The sequence below is a fragment of the Pseudomonas sp. A214 genome, assembly GCF_900156295.1.
Classification (GTDB): Bacteria; Pseudomonadota; Gammaproteobacteria; order Pseudomonadales; family Pseudomonadaceae; genus Aquipseudomonas; species Aquipseudomonas rhizophila.
In genome coordinates, this window is sequence record NZ_LT707062.1 from 4843292 (window position 1) to 4857964 (window position 14673).

Annotated in this window: 10 protein-coding genes, 1 other RNA gene and 1 pseudogene; 3 read left to right on the plus strand and 9 right to left on the minus strand. The window is 60.7% G+C overall.

Going from position 1 to position 14673, the window contains the following annotated elements:
* The first annotated feature begins 133 nt into the window (after positions 1 to 133).
* Positions 134 to 901, plus strand: coding sequence for a substrate-binding periplasmic protein (locus BW979_RS21610; protein WP_076385634.1), 768 nt, complete (start codon positions 134 to 136; stop codon positions 899 to 901).
* On the opposite strand, the gene BW979_RS21615 is transcribed toward BW979_RS21610, so the two are convergent.
* Positions 853 to 2595, minus strand: a complete 1743-nt coding sequence (locus BW979_RS21615) for a putative bifunctional diguanylate cyclase/phosphodiesterase (RefSeq protein WP_076385636.1) — start codon at positions 2593 to 2595, stop codon at positions 853 to 855. The two genes, BW979_RS21610 and BW979_RS21615, sit on opposite strands and share 49 nt — an antisense overlap.
* 338 nt (positions 2596 to 2933) lie before the next feature.
* On the opposite strand from BW979_RS21615, the gene BW979_RS21620 reads away from it, so the two are divergent.
* Complete coding sequence (locus BW979_RS21620; RefSeq protein ID WP_076385638.1) at positions 2934 to 3248, plus strand: helix-turn-helix domain-containing protein; 315 nt, start codon at positions 2934 to 2936, stop codon at positions 3246 to 3248.
* A gap of 105 nt (positions 3249 to 3353) precedes the next feature.
* Here BW979_RS21620 and BW979_RS21625 read toward each other — a convergent pair whose 3' ends face one another.
* From BW979_RS21625 to BW979_RS21640, 4 genes are all read right to left on the minus strand, one after another.
* Positions 3354 to 3644, minus strand: coding sequence for a type II toxin-antitoxin system RelE/ParE family toxin (locus BW979_RS21625; RefSeq protein WP_076385640.1), 291 nt, complete (start codon positions 3642 to 3644; stop codon positions 3354 to 3356).
* Positions 3637 to 3882: a type II toxin-antitoxin system ParD family antitoxin gene (locus BW979_RS21630; RefSeq protein WP_047227170.1), complete on the minus strand. Its 246-nt coding sequence runs from the start codon at positions 3880 to 3882 to the stop codon at positions 3637 to 3639. Before BW979_RS21630 ends, BW979_RS21625 begins: the two co-directional genes overlap by 8 nt.
* Before the next feature lie 258 nt (positions 3883 to 4140).
* Positions 4141 to 4237: signal recognition particle sRNA small type (gene ffs / locus BW979_RS21635), an RNA gene on the minus strand.
* Between the two features lie 147 nt (positions 4238 to 4384).
* Positions 4385 to 5545 carry a zinc-binding metallopeptidase family protein gene (locus BW979_RS21640; protein WP_047227169.1) on the minus strand — a complete coding sequence of 387 codons (1161 nt, stop codon included), beginning with the start codon at positions 5543 to 5545 and terminating at the stop codon, positions 4385 to 4387.
* Positions 5546 to 5964: 419 nt separating this feature from the next.
* On the opposite strand from BW979_RS21640, the pseudogene BW979_RS21645 reads away from it, so the two are divergent.
* A pseudogene (locus BW979_RS21645) lies at positions 5965 to 6323 on the plus strand (DUF6124 family protein).
* A gap of 178 nt (positions 6324 to 6501) precedes the next feature.
* On the opposite strand, the gene ligA reads toward BW979_RS21645, so the two are convergent.
* The 4 genes from ligA to BW979_RS21665 form a co-directional block, all read right to left on the minus strand.
* A complete protein-coding gene (ligA, locus tag BW979_RS21650; protein ID WP_076385642.1) occupies positions 6502 to 8859 on the minus strand; it encodes an NAD-dependent DNA ligase LigA in 2358 nt (785 codons plus the stop codon).
* Between the two features lie 256 nt (positions 8860 to 9115).
* Positions 9116 to 9961 (minus strand): cell division protein ZipA, encoded by an 846-nt coding sequence (gene zipA, locus BW979_RS21655; protein ID WP_047227166.1) that lies wholly within the window; start codon positions 9959 to 9961, stop codon positions 9116 to 9118.
* A 258-nt stretch (positions 9962 to 10219) separates the two neighbouring features.
* Positions 10220 to 13708 carry a chromosome segregation protein SMC gene (gene smc / locus BW979_RS21660; protein ID WP_047227165.1) on the minus strand — a complete coding sequence of 1163 codons (3489 nt, stop codon included), beginning with the start codon at positions 13706 to 13708 and terminating at the stop codon, positions 10220 to 10222.
* A 2-nt stretch (positions 13709 to 13710) separates the two neighbouring features.
* The gene (locus BW979_RS21665) at positions 13711 to 14370 is read right to left on the minus strand and encodes a GntR family transcriptional regulator (RefSeq protein ID WP_047227164.1); all 660 of its coding nucleotides are present in this window, start codon (positions 14368 to 14370) and stop codon (positions 13711 to 13713) included.
* Positions 14371 to 14673 lie beyond the last annotated feature (303 nt).

Here is a 14673-nt window from a genome sequence, read left to right on the forward strand (position 1 = left end):
CGCCACTGGGAAGCAGAAGCGGCTAATGCTAGCGGAGCAGGGGCGAAATTGCATCCGGTGTACTCGTCTAATCTGTCTAAGCTTGGGTCAGGGGCCTGGTTGCCGACAGGATTTTGCACCATCAGGAGAGTTTATGCGTTCGGCCATGGGGGCTTTGCTGTTATTGGGTTCAGGGTGTTTTGCTGGCGAGATTCCGTTGCGTTTCGCCATTACCGATAGCTGGGCCATGCCCATGGTGCAGACTGAAGAAGGTCGCCCGATCCAGGGTATCATCCCCGACGTAATGACCCGCCTGGCGGCCCAGGTGGGGATGCCGGCGCAGTTTCATGTGCTGGCCCGCGCCCGGCTGGACAATGCCATGAACCACGGCGAAGTCGACGTACGGTGTTATGTCACCCCCGAGTGGGTAAAGGATACGGGGGGCAATTACCTGTGGAGCGTCCCGCTGTTTTTCCAGCGCGACGTGCTGGTGGGCACGGCCAGCTCCCCCAAGGTGGTGACGCCCGCCACCCTGCCCCACCAGCCGGTCGGGACCGTCCTCAGCTATACCTACCCGACCTTGCAGCCGTTATTCGACGGCGGGCATCTGCGACGTGACGATGCACGCAGCCAGGAACAAGTCCTGGCCAAGCTTCTGGCCGGGCGCTATCGCTACGCGGTGAGCAATCAATGGGCGCTGGACTGGTTCAATCAACGACATCCCCCAGACCGGCAACTGCGTGCCGTGGCGGTTCTCCAGGAGCGCGGGCTGGGCTGTTATGTACGCGATGATCAAAACATTCCGGCCCAACGCATTCTGCGCACCTTATTGAAGATGAAAACGTCGGGGGAAATCGACGCGATCATCCAGTCCTACACCGGACATAAAGAGTCGCCGCAAGCCGGATCCGATTCGCCCTGAACGTCCGACTGATGCTGCCATTGCGGCGGCGAAACAAATCCTTTCACCCAGCCAGGCACCTGGTCGGGTGGCATGGGTCGGGCGATGAAATAGCCTTGGGCCACTTCGCAGCCCAGGCGCAGCAGCAATTGACCATGCTCCAGGCTGTCCAGCCCCTCCGCCACCACCTGGCGCCCAAACGCCCTAGCCAAACCGATGACCGCTTCGGTCAGCGCCAGATCATCGCGGTCATTGAGTATGTCGCGGACAAAGGTCTTGTCGATCTTGATGGTCTGCGTGCGCAGGTGTTTGAGGTCATTGAGCGAACAGTATCCCGTGCCGAAACCGCCCAGGGAAAACCCCACGCCCAAGGCCTGGCACGCCTGGAGACAGGCGCTGACGTGGGCAAGGTTTTCCACCGCCAAGGATTCAACGATCTGCAGATCCAGCATGCGCGGCGACACCGCCGGGTGCCGTTGCAGCACCTGCCGCAACCGCTCGACGAAATCTGCCCGCTGGAAATGCCGCGCCGAGATATTGATGCTCACCGGCCAGACTTGCCCCGCGTGCTGCCATTGCTGCAACTGAATCAGCACCTGCTCCATGACCCACTCACCGATCTCGACGATCAGGTCGGTTTCCTCCACCAGCGGCAGGAACTCCCGGGGCGGTACCAGGCCCCGTTGGGGGTGTTTCCAGCGCAGCAGCGCCTCGAGCCCCACCACCGCGCCATGGCGCATGTTGACCTTGGGCTGAAAATGCAGGCGCAATTCGTTGCCGGCCATGGCCTGCCGCACCCGCTCGACGGTCTGGTAAGTGGCCCGCACTTCCTGGTCCCGGGACACGTCGAACAAATGAAAGCGATTGCGGCCGCTCTGCTTGGCCACGTACATCGCCTGGTCGGCGTGGCGCAACAAGGTATCGGCGTCTTCGTTGTCACCGGGAAACAGGGTGACGCCAATGCTGGCGAAAACCTTGATGGCCTTCCCATCAATGGCATACGGCATGGAGACGGCAATCAGCACCCGGTTCAACGCGGCATGCAATTCCTCAAGCCCGCATACATGGCGCAGTACCAGCACAAACTCATCGCCGGCCAACCGCGCCACCACATCCTCCCCCCGCACGATGCTGCGCAGACGCCGGGCGACCTCCACCAGCAACTGGTCACCACTGGCATGGCCGTGGCCGTCGTTCACAGCCTTGAAGCCATCCAGGTCAAGCATGCACACCGCCAGGGGCAAGCTCTGCGCCCTGGAAAATTCCAGGGCCTGATCCAGCAGGTCGGACAGGTAGGTGCGGTTGGGCAACCCGGTCAACACGTCGTGACCGACCCGCCATTGCAGCGAATGCAACAACTGACGCTTCTCGCTGACATCAAAACGAATCGCCAGATAGCGCTCGATCTGACCGGTCGCATCGTCGATCACCGGCACCAGAGTGGTATCGACCCAATGCAGCGTACCGTCCTTGGCCCGGTTGCAGATCTCACCCTTCCAGACCTGCCCCAGGGCGATGGTGCGCCACATGGCGCTGAAGAACTCGTCCGGGTGTTGGCCGGAGTTGATCAGGCGATGGTTAGCCCCCAACAGCTCATCGCGCGGGTAGCCAAAAAGCTTACAGAACTGGTCGTTGACGTAGGTAATGCGCCCGCTCAGATCGGTTTCAGAAAAAATCGCGGCGGCGTCAACGGCTCTGCGGTACTTCTTATCCATCGAAGCAGTCATCCATGAGTCAGGCTCATTTGTCGCGCGCGGTTGCACCGCCCCAGGACAGGCGAAAAATCAACTAGGCTCAAACACCTTGAGATACGCTGGAGCGCGGGCCGTGGCGGTGCTACCTGAAGGCGCCAAGCGTCGCCTTGTGTACAACAAGAAAACGCAAGGCTCGCCTTTTTCGCACATCCAGGCTTCTGAAGCAGGTCACCAAATGCCCGTGCCAAAGGCCGATTCTACGAAACACATCACATTTTGCAAAGCAAGGTGATGGATCATGCGGTTGCCTAATGCAAAAATCTATCGTTAAGTTCTTGATTCTAAATGGGAATTAAGCGATGCAAATTTCAAGTTTGGGTCCGGCCATCAGACGCTATCGCAAAGTAGCGGGGCTTACTCAGGCTGAACTTGGCGAAAAAACCGGTTTTGACCCCAAAACCATCAGCCGCTTCGAAACCGGCACCTACACCCCGAGCATGGAAACCTTGGTCTTGCTTGCCGACAAACTGGATGTGCAGCTCAAAGCATTTTTTGCCGACATGGACGATGAGGACGAACAGCGAGCGTACCTGTTTGGTGTCATACACAGAGCCACCGCGAAGGATCTGGGGAAGCTGATTGCGGCGGTAGACCAGGCACTGTCGAAGCCTTGAAGCAGGCATGAAAAAAGAGGAGTCCGGGCTGTCGGTGTGCGACGGATCGGGTTCCTCTTTGGCTTTTTTGCTTGTTCGCTGTCCGGCTCTATTGAAAGGCTACTGTCACAAATTCCGAAGTGTATCCATCCGATCATGCAAGACACGAATCACCGCAATCCCATAAGCCGTGATCCGAAAGTAAATCATGTGTCGTTCGACACTACGTCGGCGATAACCAGTTCGAACATGGTCACAGGCTGGAGCTATCTTAGGCTGCTGCGCCAGTTCAGAAAACGCCGCAATGATGGTATCAACGTATCGATTGGCCTGCGCCACGCCCCATCGTTGGGCGGTATAGGTCCAGACAATTTCAAGATCACGCTCGGCGGCAGGTGTAAGGCGGTATTCAGCCATGCGCTGTCAGCATTCTCTTCTTGAACGCATCGGGATCGAATGGTTGAGGTTTTCCACTGGATTCACCCTCTTTCAGGGCGGACCGGATAGCCTCAAGTTCAGCGCTACGCTCCTGCTCGCGCCGAATCAGATCGCGAATGTATTCGCTATCATTGGTGTAGTGACCCGCTTCGATCTGAGCCTTGATCCAGCCGTCTTGTTGGTCGGTGACGGTGATGGTTTTTCGAACGGTACCCATGATGAGCCTCCGGGAAAATGATCGACTCACGCAAAATTATCATACTATTGGTGCGATATCGAGAATGAGCACTGCAAAGGCCCGTACGCAAATCCTTTGCCCCCTCCAGTCAAAAAGCCCCACTGCGCAGCAACGCACTGGAGCTCTTTGCTTTCCATCAGGCAGCAGAAAATATCGACCGGTAATCGATCAACAAACAAAGTAGATAAGAAAATTCGACAAACCTTGCGAACGAAGGCCTGGGCGTTATGGAGGCAACCCCACCAGCCACACCCCGGCACACAATGTTCCCGCTGTGGCTGCTTCCTTCCGGATCTGACCAGGTTCACGGGTAATCGTTGCGGGGGGACCGATGGGGTCACCATAACGACGCCCGCCTGACGGCGAGCCGCGCCATTGTACCTATCTGACGAGAAGTTACAACCGTTCGCGCCGGATTAAAAAACTGAAGATGTTCAAGCACTTGCCTGTGAGAACAAAGCTTGCTCCCACAAGTCGGCGGTTACAGCAGCACCTCGTCAGCCCGGCCGCCCTCCTCCTGAATCACCAGATGGATGAAATGCAGCTTGGTGATCACCGCGGCGGGTACGACGAACGGGTAGAAATCCGGTTGGCCCATGCTGCGCGACAGTTCGTTGAGCATGCCGGCCAGTTCGATCCAGGCGTTGACGAACGAAAGAAAGGCCACGCCCCCCGTATGTTCAGGGTCGAACAAGGTCTCGGGCGGGAACGGCTGGTAGTCGAAATCCATTTCCCCGGCGCTCATGCCAAAACCCAGGGCCGTGTCCACCGCGTCCATCATATGCAGGTAATGCGCCCAGGTTTCCGCCCAGTCTTCCCAAGGATGCATGGTGGCGTAGGCGCTGACGTAGTGGGTTTGCCAGTCCAGCGGCGCGCCTTGCTGATAGTGACGCTCCAGGGCATCGCAATAGCTGGCCCGCTCGTCACCAAACTGCTCGCGAAATGCATCGAGCCAATGGCTGTTGGCGATCAACCGGTCCCAGTAGTAGTGCCCCACCTCATGACGAAAATGCCCGAGCAAAGTGCGATACGGCTCGCGCATCTGCTGGCGCACATGCTCGCGGTGGGCATCGTCGGCCTCTTTGATGTCAAGCGTGACCAACCCGCTGGCGTGGCCGGTGGTCGGAGGCGTGCCATCGAGGTCGACGCCGATGAAATCGAAGGCCAGCCCCTCACTTTCACTGACGGTTTTCGGGATGACAGGCAAACCGAGGGTGATCAATTGCGCCACCAGCCGCCGCTTGGCGGTTTCGACCTTGCACCAGCGTTCGGGGTTTTCCGGGATCGACAGGTCGGGAATGGTGCGATTCAAGCTGCAGGCGATGCACAAGGTGTCGTGCCCATTGGCCGGCAGCAGCCAATTGCAGGCCGCCGGCGTGTCGAGGTTGGCGCAACGGCGAAACAACCCGGCTTGTGGGTCGGCATCCAGGGTCCAGGTGCCAGGCTGCTCGCCGGGTTGCAGGGACGACAAACGGCTTTGCTCGGGCTGATAGCCCAACACCGCCTGGCAGGCCAGGCACTGGCTGTTGCGAAAAAACAGCGACTGGCCGCAGCGACACGGCCAGATCTTGCTGTTACGCGAGCGATCGCCCGTAAAGGGCGCGGCGATGCGTGAACTCAGTTGCTCGAAGAAGCGGTACATGGTGATCTCCGGGGGCCTGCAAGACTAGATCCCCTCCTGTGCGTGATCGTTCCCAGGAGCGTGCGAATCATCCGAAGATTGTGAGCATTGTGTAGGACGCTGCCGGGCCGGGCTACCCCGCCTTGCGCCATTGCCTACAACTGCGCCAGAATCCGCCGGCTTGTGCGCCTATGGGCCGGACTTTATCGTTTCCGGGTCGCTGACGAATCAGCGATCGGGTTTAGCGACCCGGATCATTCTAGGTGCATAAGCGGCCCATGCTTCGTTGCAGGTCTAACTGCAATGACGTTATGGCGGCTGTATGTGGGAGACCTTCGAGTCTGCCGGGTGCCTATGACCGGTTCGCTAACCTGCGTGCAGCCGCCACCATTTCTGTTTAGCGACAGGCCTTGGTGGCTCCATCCCATAGGAGCGTCACCATGTTCAAAGCAACCCCCAACCCACCGGACACCGATCCAACATCCCCGCACAAAACCGCCGCCGCTAAAAACTCGACGAAGCCGCCGAGCGCGCCCTCGACTTCTACCTGAAGCCAAAACCGGAAACGCCGGAAGCTGATCCCGCACCCGCTCAGCTCTTCACCGTGATCAACGGCATCGACACCGAATGCCTGCTCGCCAACCTCAGTGAAACCCTGGCTTCGGCCGATGCCATGATCAGTGATCTGGCGTTCGAGCTGGAGGGTTCGCGGCGGCATGTGGCGCTGGGTATTCAGCAGTTGATCGAGCTGGGAGGGTTGCTGGCGAATCGGGCACTGGATAACGTCGACCCGCGCTAGCCGACTCGCCACATAACCCTGTGGCGAGGGGATTTATCCCCGCTGGGCCGCGCAGCGGCCCCAATCCTGTCGACTCAATCAGCCAGACAGACCGAGATGGCAGATTTTAGGGCTGCTGCGCAGCCTAGCGGGGATAAATCCCCTCGCCACAATGGGTCCGAGTTTCCTGGCGACATGACTAAACCGTAATGCCGTGCTGACTCAAGAACGCCACAAACGCTTCTTCATCCAGCACCTTGAGCCCCAGCTCATTGGCCTTGGTCAGTTTCGACCCGGCCCCCGGCCCGGCGACGACGCAATGGGTTTTCGCCGACACGGAACCGGCCACCTTGGCCCCCAGGCTTTCCAGTTTGTCCTTGGCGACATCGCGGCTCATCAACTCCAGCGATCCGGTCAGCACCCAGGTGTGCCCGGCTTCGGGCAAACCTTCGACGACTTTTTTCTCGCTCTGCCAGTGCATGCCGAAGGCCTGCAGTTGCTTCTCGGCGGCTTCGGCTTGTTGGCGGTTGGCGGCGATGGCGAAGAACTCGCGCACGGCGTTGGCCTGTTTTTCCGGCAGGGCCTGGCGCATGTCCAGCCAGTCGGCGTTCATCACCGCTTCGAGCGAACCGAACTTGTCCGCCAGCTTCTGCGCCCCGCCCGGCCCGACCGAGGGAATGTTCAGCTTGTCCAGGAAACCGCCCAGGGTGGTGCTGGCGGAGAACTCGGCGCCCAGTTCGCCCTGGTCCTGGATATCCAGGCCATGGCGCAGCAAGCCCTCGATCACCTGGCGGTTGTGCGAGTCTTCGAAGAAGCTGTGGATCTCGTGGGCCACTTCCAGGCCGACGTCCGGCAAGTACGTGAGCACTTGCGGCAAGGCCGCTTGCACACGCTCCAGTGAGCCGAGGGAGCGGGCCAGGACCTTGGCGGTTTCCTCGCCCACGTCCGGGATGCCGAGGGCGTAGATGAAGCGCGCCAGGCTCGGCTTCTTGCTGTCGACGATGGCCGCCAACAGGTTCTTGCTCGACAGTTCGGCGAAGCCTTCCAGGTCGACCACTTGCTCGAAGGTCAGGGCATACAGATCCGCAGGCGAGCCCACCAGCCCCTCGTCCACCAACTGTTCGACGCTCTTCTCGCCCAGGCCTTCGATGTCCATGGCCCGGCGCGACACGAAATGAATGATTGCCTGCTTGAGCTGCGCACCACAGGCCAGACGACCAACGCAGCGGTACACCGCGCCTTCGCTGATGGTTTCACGACCCTTGCTGCGCTTGACCAGTTGCGTACGCTCCACATGGGAGCCACACACCGGGCACTGTTGCGGGATTTCAACGGGACGGGCGTTTTCCGGGCGACGCTCGGTGACCACTTGCACCACTTGCGGGATCACATCACCGGCGCGGCGGATAATCACCGTGTCGCCGATCATCAGGCCCAGGCGCGCCACTTCGTCCATGTTGTGCAGCGTGGCGTTGGCCACGGTCACACCGGCTACCTTGACCGGCTTGAGCCGCGCCACGGGTGTCACGGCGCCGGTGCGGCCGACCTGGAACTCGACGTCCAACAGTTCGGTGAGTTCTTCGCTGGCCGGGAATTTATGGGCGATGGCCCAGCGCGGTTCCCGGGCGCGGAAACCCAGTTCGCGCTGGGAGGCGATGCTGTTGACCTTGAACACCACGCCGTCGATTTCATATGGCAGTGCGTTACGCCGCTCGCCGATGTCGCGGTAGTAATCCAGGCACTCGTCGATGCCGTGGGCCAGTTTCAGTTCGCGACTGATGGGCAAGCCCCAGGCCTTGAGCTGCTTGAGATTGCCGATGTGGGTGTCGGCAATGTCCGCCGTCACCTGGCCGATGCCGTAACAGCAGAATTCCAGCGGACGATTGGCGGTGATCTTCGAATCCAGCTGGCGCAGGCTGCCCGCGGCCGCGTTGCGCGGGTTGGCGAAGGTCTTGCCGCCCGCCTCCAGTTGCGTGGCGTTGAGACGTTCGAAGCCGGCCTTGGACATGTACACCTCGCCGCGCACTTCCAGCACCGGCGGCCAGCCACTGCCCTGCAGCTTGAGGGGGATGTTGCGCACCGTGCGCACGTTAACGCTGATGTCTTCGCCGGTGGTGCCGTCGCCGCGCGTGGCGCCGCGCACCAGCAGGCCGTCCTGGTACAGCAGGCTGACCGCCAGGCCGTCGAGCTTCGGCTCACAGCTGTACTCCACCGCAGCGCCACCGCCCAGCAAGTCGCCCATGGGCAGGTCGAGGCCTTCGGTCACCCGGCGGTCGAATTCGCGCATGGTGGTTTCGTCGAAGGCGTTACCCAGGCTGAGCATCGGGATTTCGTGGCGGACTTGGCTGAAGGCCGACAGTGCAACACTGCCGACACGCTGGGTCGGGGAGTCGCTGGTCACCAGCTCCGGATGCTGCTCTTCCAGGGCCTTGAGCTCATGGAACAGGCGGTCGTACTCGGCGTCCGGGATGCTCGGTTCGTCGAGGACGTGGTAGCGGTAGTTGTGCTGATCCAGCTCGGTACGCAGCTGTTGGATGCGGGTTTGGACGGCAGTCATGGATGTTCTCTCATAAAGCAAAAGAGCAGCCTAGGCTGCTCAATTTTTTGAAATCATCGGCAGTCGGACCTGAGCCCGCCGAACATACAACCTGTGGCGAGGGGATTTATCCCCGCTGGGCTGCGAAGCAGTCCCAAAGCTAACGACTCAACTAGCTGATAAGGCCAAGGGGCCAGGATTTAGGGCTGCTGCGCAGCCCAGCGGGGATAAATCCCCTCGCCACAAAAGCCCTTCAGCCAGAAAAATTCTGCCGACTTTAGCGCTTCTGGGTCAGCGCCCGGCGTTCGAATTCGACGATGCGCTGGCGGTAGTGTTCGATGGTCTGGGCGGTCAGCACGCTGCGCTGGTCGTCCTTCAGCTCACCGTTGAGTTCCTGGGACAGCTTGCGCGCCGCGGCCACCATCACGTCAAAGGCCTGCTTGGGATGACGCGGGCCGGGCAGGCCAAGGAAGAAGCTCACCGCCGGGGTGCTGAAATGGTCGATGTCGTCCAGGTCGAACACGCCTGGCTTGACCGCGTTGGCCATGGAGAACAGCACCTCGCCGTTGCCGGCCATGCTTTCATGGCGGTGGAAAATGTCCATCTCGCCAAAACGCAGGCCGCTCTCCAGGATGTTCTGCAACAGCGCCGGGCCCTTGAAGCCGGCCGGGTCGCGGCAGATCACGCTGATCACCAGCACTTCCTCGGCCTGGGCCTGGTCCTTGTCGCCGCGCACGGGTTTGTTCTCGTCCGGGAAGTCGTCGTCGCGGCTGCTGAAGCTCGGGCCGCCGTCCAGGTCGAGATTGAGGTTCAGGTCGCCCTGGGACGGTTCGCTGTTGCGCTTGCCGCGCTTGGAACCCGTTTCCCGTGGCTCGCGCACTGGCGCGCTCATCGACGGCAGGTCGTGCTCATCCAGTTGCGGCTCCTTATGGGTATCCAGCACCCGGGGCGGGCCCAACAGCTCGGCATTGCCATCGTCATCCGGCAGGTTCGACAGGCTGCGGTCGAGACGAAACTTGAGTTTCCCCTTGCCGCCGCGCATGCGGCGCCAGCCGTCGAAAAGAATACCGGCAATGACAATAATGCCGATGACGATCAGCCACTCGCGCAGACCGATTTCCATGTAATCCCGTGCCTCTATAAAAATGCTGAAAAATAAGGGGCTTAGCTATGTGCAAACCGCTTTAAAACGTGGCGCCAACTCTATGTTCTGAATGGCGTTTTGCCCACGCATACGAAAAATTGACATTAAACTAGCACGACCAAAGATAACTTTACACCGTCTGTCGCGTAGGCTTGCGCCATTCTGTGAATTGAACGACAAGCCCAAGGCTCATAAAAATCCTACAGCATCCTAAATAGATGCCCTACAAGCAGTGTTTCACGCGTCCACCATCGCCATCGCCTCCTCCACATCCACGGCCACCAGACGCGAGCAACCCGGCTCATGCATGGTCACGCCCATCAACTGGTCGGCCATTTCCATGGCGATCTTGTTGTGGGTGATGTAGATGAACTGCACAGTCTCAGACATCTCTTTTACCAGCCGCGCATAACGCCCCACGTTGGCGTCGTCCAGCGGCGCGTCCACCTCATCGAGCATGCAGAACGGCGCCGGGTTCAATTTGAAAATGGCAAAAACCAGGGCCAATGCCGTCAGCGCTTTTTCACCCCCGGAGAGCAAATGGATGGTGCTGTTCTTCTTGCCCGGGGGACGCGCCATGATGGTCACCCCTGTATCGAGTAAATCTTCGCCCGTCAGTTCCAAGTAAGCGCTGCCGCCACCGAAAACTTTCGGGAAAAGTGCCTGCAAACCGCCGTTGATCTGATCAAAGGTATCCTTGAAGCGATTACGGGTTTCCTTGTCGATCTTGCGGATGACGTTTTCCAGGGTCTGCAACGCTTCCACCAGATCGTCGTTCTGGGCATCCAGATAGCGCTTGCGCTCGGACTGCTGCTGGTACTCGTCGATGGCCGCCAGGTTGATAGCGCCCAGACGCTGAATGCGCGCGGCGATGCGTTCCAGCTCTTCTTCGGCGTCTTTCTCGTTGGCCCCGGCCACCAACGTGGCGAGCACGCCGTCGAGGTCGTAGCCGTCTTCCAGCAATTGGTCCTGCAAGGCTTTGCGGCGCACCGTCAGGGCCTGCCATTCCATGCGTTGCTGTTCCATCTGGCTGCGGATCAGCTGGGATTGCTGTTCGGCCTGGCTACGACGCTTTTCGGCGTCGCGCAGTTCGCGGTCGGCATCTTCCAGGGCAATTTGCGCAGTCTTGAGTTCTTCATCAACGCTCATGCGCTTGTCGAGCAACTCTTCGAGTTTGAGGCGCAACTCTTCCAGCGGCGCTTCGCCCTCCTCCAGGTTCAGGCTCAATTGCTCGCGCTTTTCGGTCAGGCGTTCGGACTGCATTTCCAGCCGCTCCAACGCTTGGCGCGTGGAATCGTACTGGGCCTTGAGCGAGCCCAGGCGCACCGCCAACTGATGGGCGTGATCCTTATGCTGGCGGGCATCCTGGCGCACCCGGTCGAGGCGTTCGCGCAGACTGTCGCGCTGAGCCAGCAGCAACTCGCGCTGCTCGGTGTCCACGGCCATGGCATCGAGGGCTTCCTGCAGTTGCAGGCGCGCTTCACCGATCTGCTCATGCTCCAGCGCCCGCTGCTCGCCCAGCTCGGCGATTTCTTCCTCAAGGCGCGTGCGGCGCAAGGCCAGTTGTTCAACCTTGGCCTTGCCGGCGGACAACTGCGCCTTGAGCTCGCCCTGCTGGCGTGCTTCGTCCTGCAACAACCGACGCAAGTGTTCGCGACCATTCTCCTGCTGGCGCTGTTGCGCCCGCAGATTCTGTAATTCGGTTTCCAGGGCTTCGACGCTCGCTTCGCGTTCTTCACGCTCGGCGCTCAGGCGCTGGATTTCCTGGCCTCGGGCAAGCATGCCGCTCTCGGCTTCGCTGGCCCGGCGCACCCGCAGGAAATGCCGACCGACCCAATAGCCGTCCCGGCTGATCAGGCTTTCCCCGGCCGCCAGTTGTCCGCGCAGGGCCAAGGCCTGTTCAAGGCTGTCCACCGGTTTCACCTGCCCCAACCAGGGAGACAGGTCGACCTGGGCCTCGACTTTATCCAGCAAGCTGCCCGGCATCCGCACGCCATCGCCAGGCGGGCTGAGCAGGCGCAGATCGCCCTGAGTGAAGCCCGACAGATCGAAGCCTGCGAAGTCATCCACCAGCACCGCTTGCAGATCGGCGCCCAGCACGGTTTCCACCGCCAGTTCCCAACCGGCATCGACCTTCAGGCCTTCGGCCAGTCGCGGACGCTCGGCCAGATGCTGGTCGCGCAGCCATTCGGCAGCGCCGGTGCCGGGGTCCAGCGCCGCTTGCTGCAAGGCCTCCAGCGAAGCCAGACGGCCATTGAGGCGCTGCAATTCACCCTGGGCCTGCTGCTGATTCTGCAGGGCCAGTTGCAAGGCCTGGCGCAGTTGCTCGAGCCGCTCGACCTGGGCATCTTCGCTGGCTTGCAAGTCTTCAAGGGTGGCTTCGCTGGCAGCCAGTTGTTCGCTCAGATCGACAATCGCCGCGTCTTCAGGGTCCGCCGCGAGCAAGGCGCGCTCTTCGGCCAAACGGCGCTGACGCTCGGCCAGGCGTTCCATGCTGGCTTCCAGTTGCTGGATGCGCGACTGCTGGACTTCGGCCTGACGCCGCGGCTCGGCAGAGCTCAGGTTGAAACTGTCCCACTGCTCTTGCCAGCCATGCATGCTCAGCTCGGCTTCTTCCAGGGCGGCGGCAGCCTCTTCGGCGGCGGCGCTGGTGAGTTCCTGCTCGGGCGTGAGCCGGTCCAGTTCTTCGCCCAGGGTCAGCAGCAACGTGCGGTCGTGGCCCAGGTGGGATTCGGTTTCCAGGCGCGCGCGCTCGGCCTCTTTCAAATCATCCTGCAGCTGGCGCAGCCGTTGCTGACCGTGCTGGATGCTCTGTTCGACCCGGGCGATGTCGCCACCCACCGAATAGAAGCGCCCTTGCACCAGGTTGAAGCGTTCGGACAGGTCGTGGTGGCCGTCACGCAGGCGCTCGATGGCGGCGTCGGCATTGCGCTGCTCGGCCACCAGGGCTTCAAAGCTGACTTCCTGATTGCCAATGATCGCCTCGCGCTGGCCGACCTGCTCGTTCAGCGCCTGCCAGCGCAGGGCCGAAAGCTGGGCCTTGAGCTGACGTTCTTCGCCTTTGTATTCCTGATATTTCTTGGCGGCTTCGGCCTGGCGGTGCAAGCGCTCGAGCTGGCGTTCGAGCTCTTCGCGCAGGTCGGTCAGGCGGGCCAGGTTTTCGTGGGTGCGACGGATGCGGTTTTCGGTCTCGCGCCGCCGCTCCTTGTACTTGGAGATGCCGGCGGCTTCTTCGATGAAGTTGCGCAGGTCTTCGGGCTTGGCCTCGATCAGCTTGGAGATCATGCCCTGCTCGATGATCGAATAGCTGCGCGGGCCGAGGCCGGTGCCGAGGAAAATATCGGTGATATCGCGACGTCGGCACTTGGCGCCGTTGAGGAAATAACTGTTCTGGCTGTCGCGGGTCACTTTGCGGCGAATGGAGATTTCCGCGTAGGCCGCGTACTCGCCAATCAGGGTGCCGTCGGAATTGTCGAACACCAGCTCGATGCTCGCCTGGCTCACCGGTTTGCGACTGGTGGAGCCGTTGAAGATGACGTCGGTCATCGACTCGCCGCGCAGGTTCTTGGCCGAGCTCTCGCCCATCACCCAGCGTACGGCGTCGATGATGTTCGACTTGCCGCAACCGTTGGGCCCGACCACCGCCGCCATGTTACTGGGGAAGTTCACCGTGGTCGGGTCGACGAAGGATTTGAACCCCGCCAGTTTGATGCATTTGAGCCGCACGTTCAGGCCGCCGTCAGGGCAGAAACCACCAGATCGCAACTGCGCTGGGCATAAGCCGTCAGCACGATGCGGATCTGCGGCAAATCACGGGCCAGCACGGCGGTCAGCAAGCGCTGGAACAGGTCGAGGAATTCGCTCATCTCGGCCTTGCGTTGTTCCAGGGCCAGGAAGTAGGCGCGGCTCATGGCCGGTTGCAGGTTCTCGACGGTTTCCTGCAAGTACGGGTTGTTGGCGAAGGGATACGCGGCGCGCATCACGCTGAAACTTTCATCGACGAAGGTGCGGATGTCCTGGCGCGCGAAGGCGTCCTGAAGACGCTGCTGGATCTCGATGAACGGCGCCATGTCGGCCTGTTCCTGCCAGCCATGAGCCACGGCGTTGCCCAGCAGGATGTACAGCTCGCTCATCAGCGCACAGAGGCTGCGCACCTTGTGTTCGCTCAATTCGGTGACGTGTGCACCACGGCGAGGCAGGATCGCGATCAGATGCCGGCGCTCCAGTATCAGCAAAGCCTCACGGACCGAACCGCGACTCACGTTGAGCGCCAGCGTGACCTTCTGCTCCTGGATGCGCTCGCCCGGCTTCATTTCACCACGAATGATGCGCTCGGCCAGGTGATGGGCGATTTGCTCGGCGAGGCTGTCCGGGGCCTTGAACGTCATGGTTGTCCTTCAAACTCTTCGATTTGCACAAGCGGCGCAGTGTAGCGCACTCAATACGTCATGGCGCAGGGCCTGCAGCGGGTTTTTGGCACGATCCAAGCAAAAAAGTTTGAGCCCTCATCCTGAAACAGAATCTGTGGAAGAACCTGTGGGAGCCGAGCTTGCTCGCGATAGCGGTCTGTCAGCATGCATCCATACTGAATGTACCGCCGTCATCGCGAGCAAGCTCGGCTCCCACAGGGTTCTACAGTGTCTATAGACCGTTGTTCATCGACCAAGCGGATTTTCTTGACCTTTAAGTCA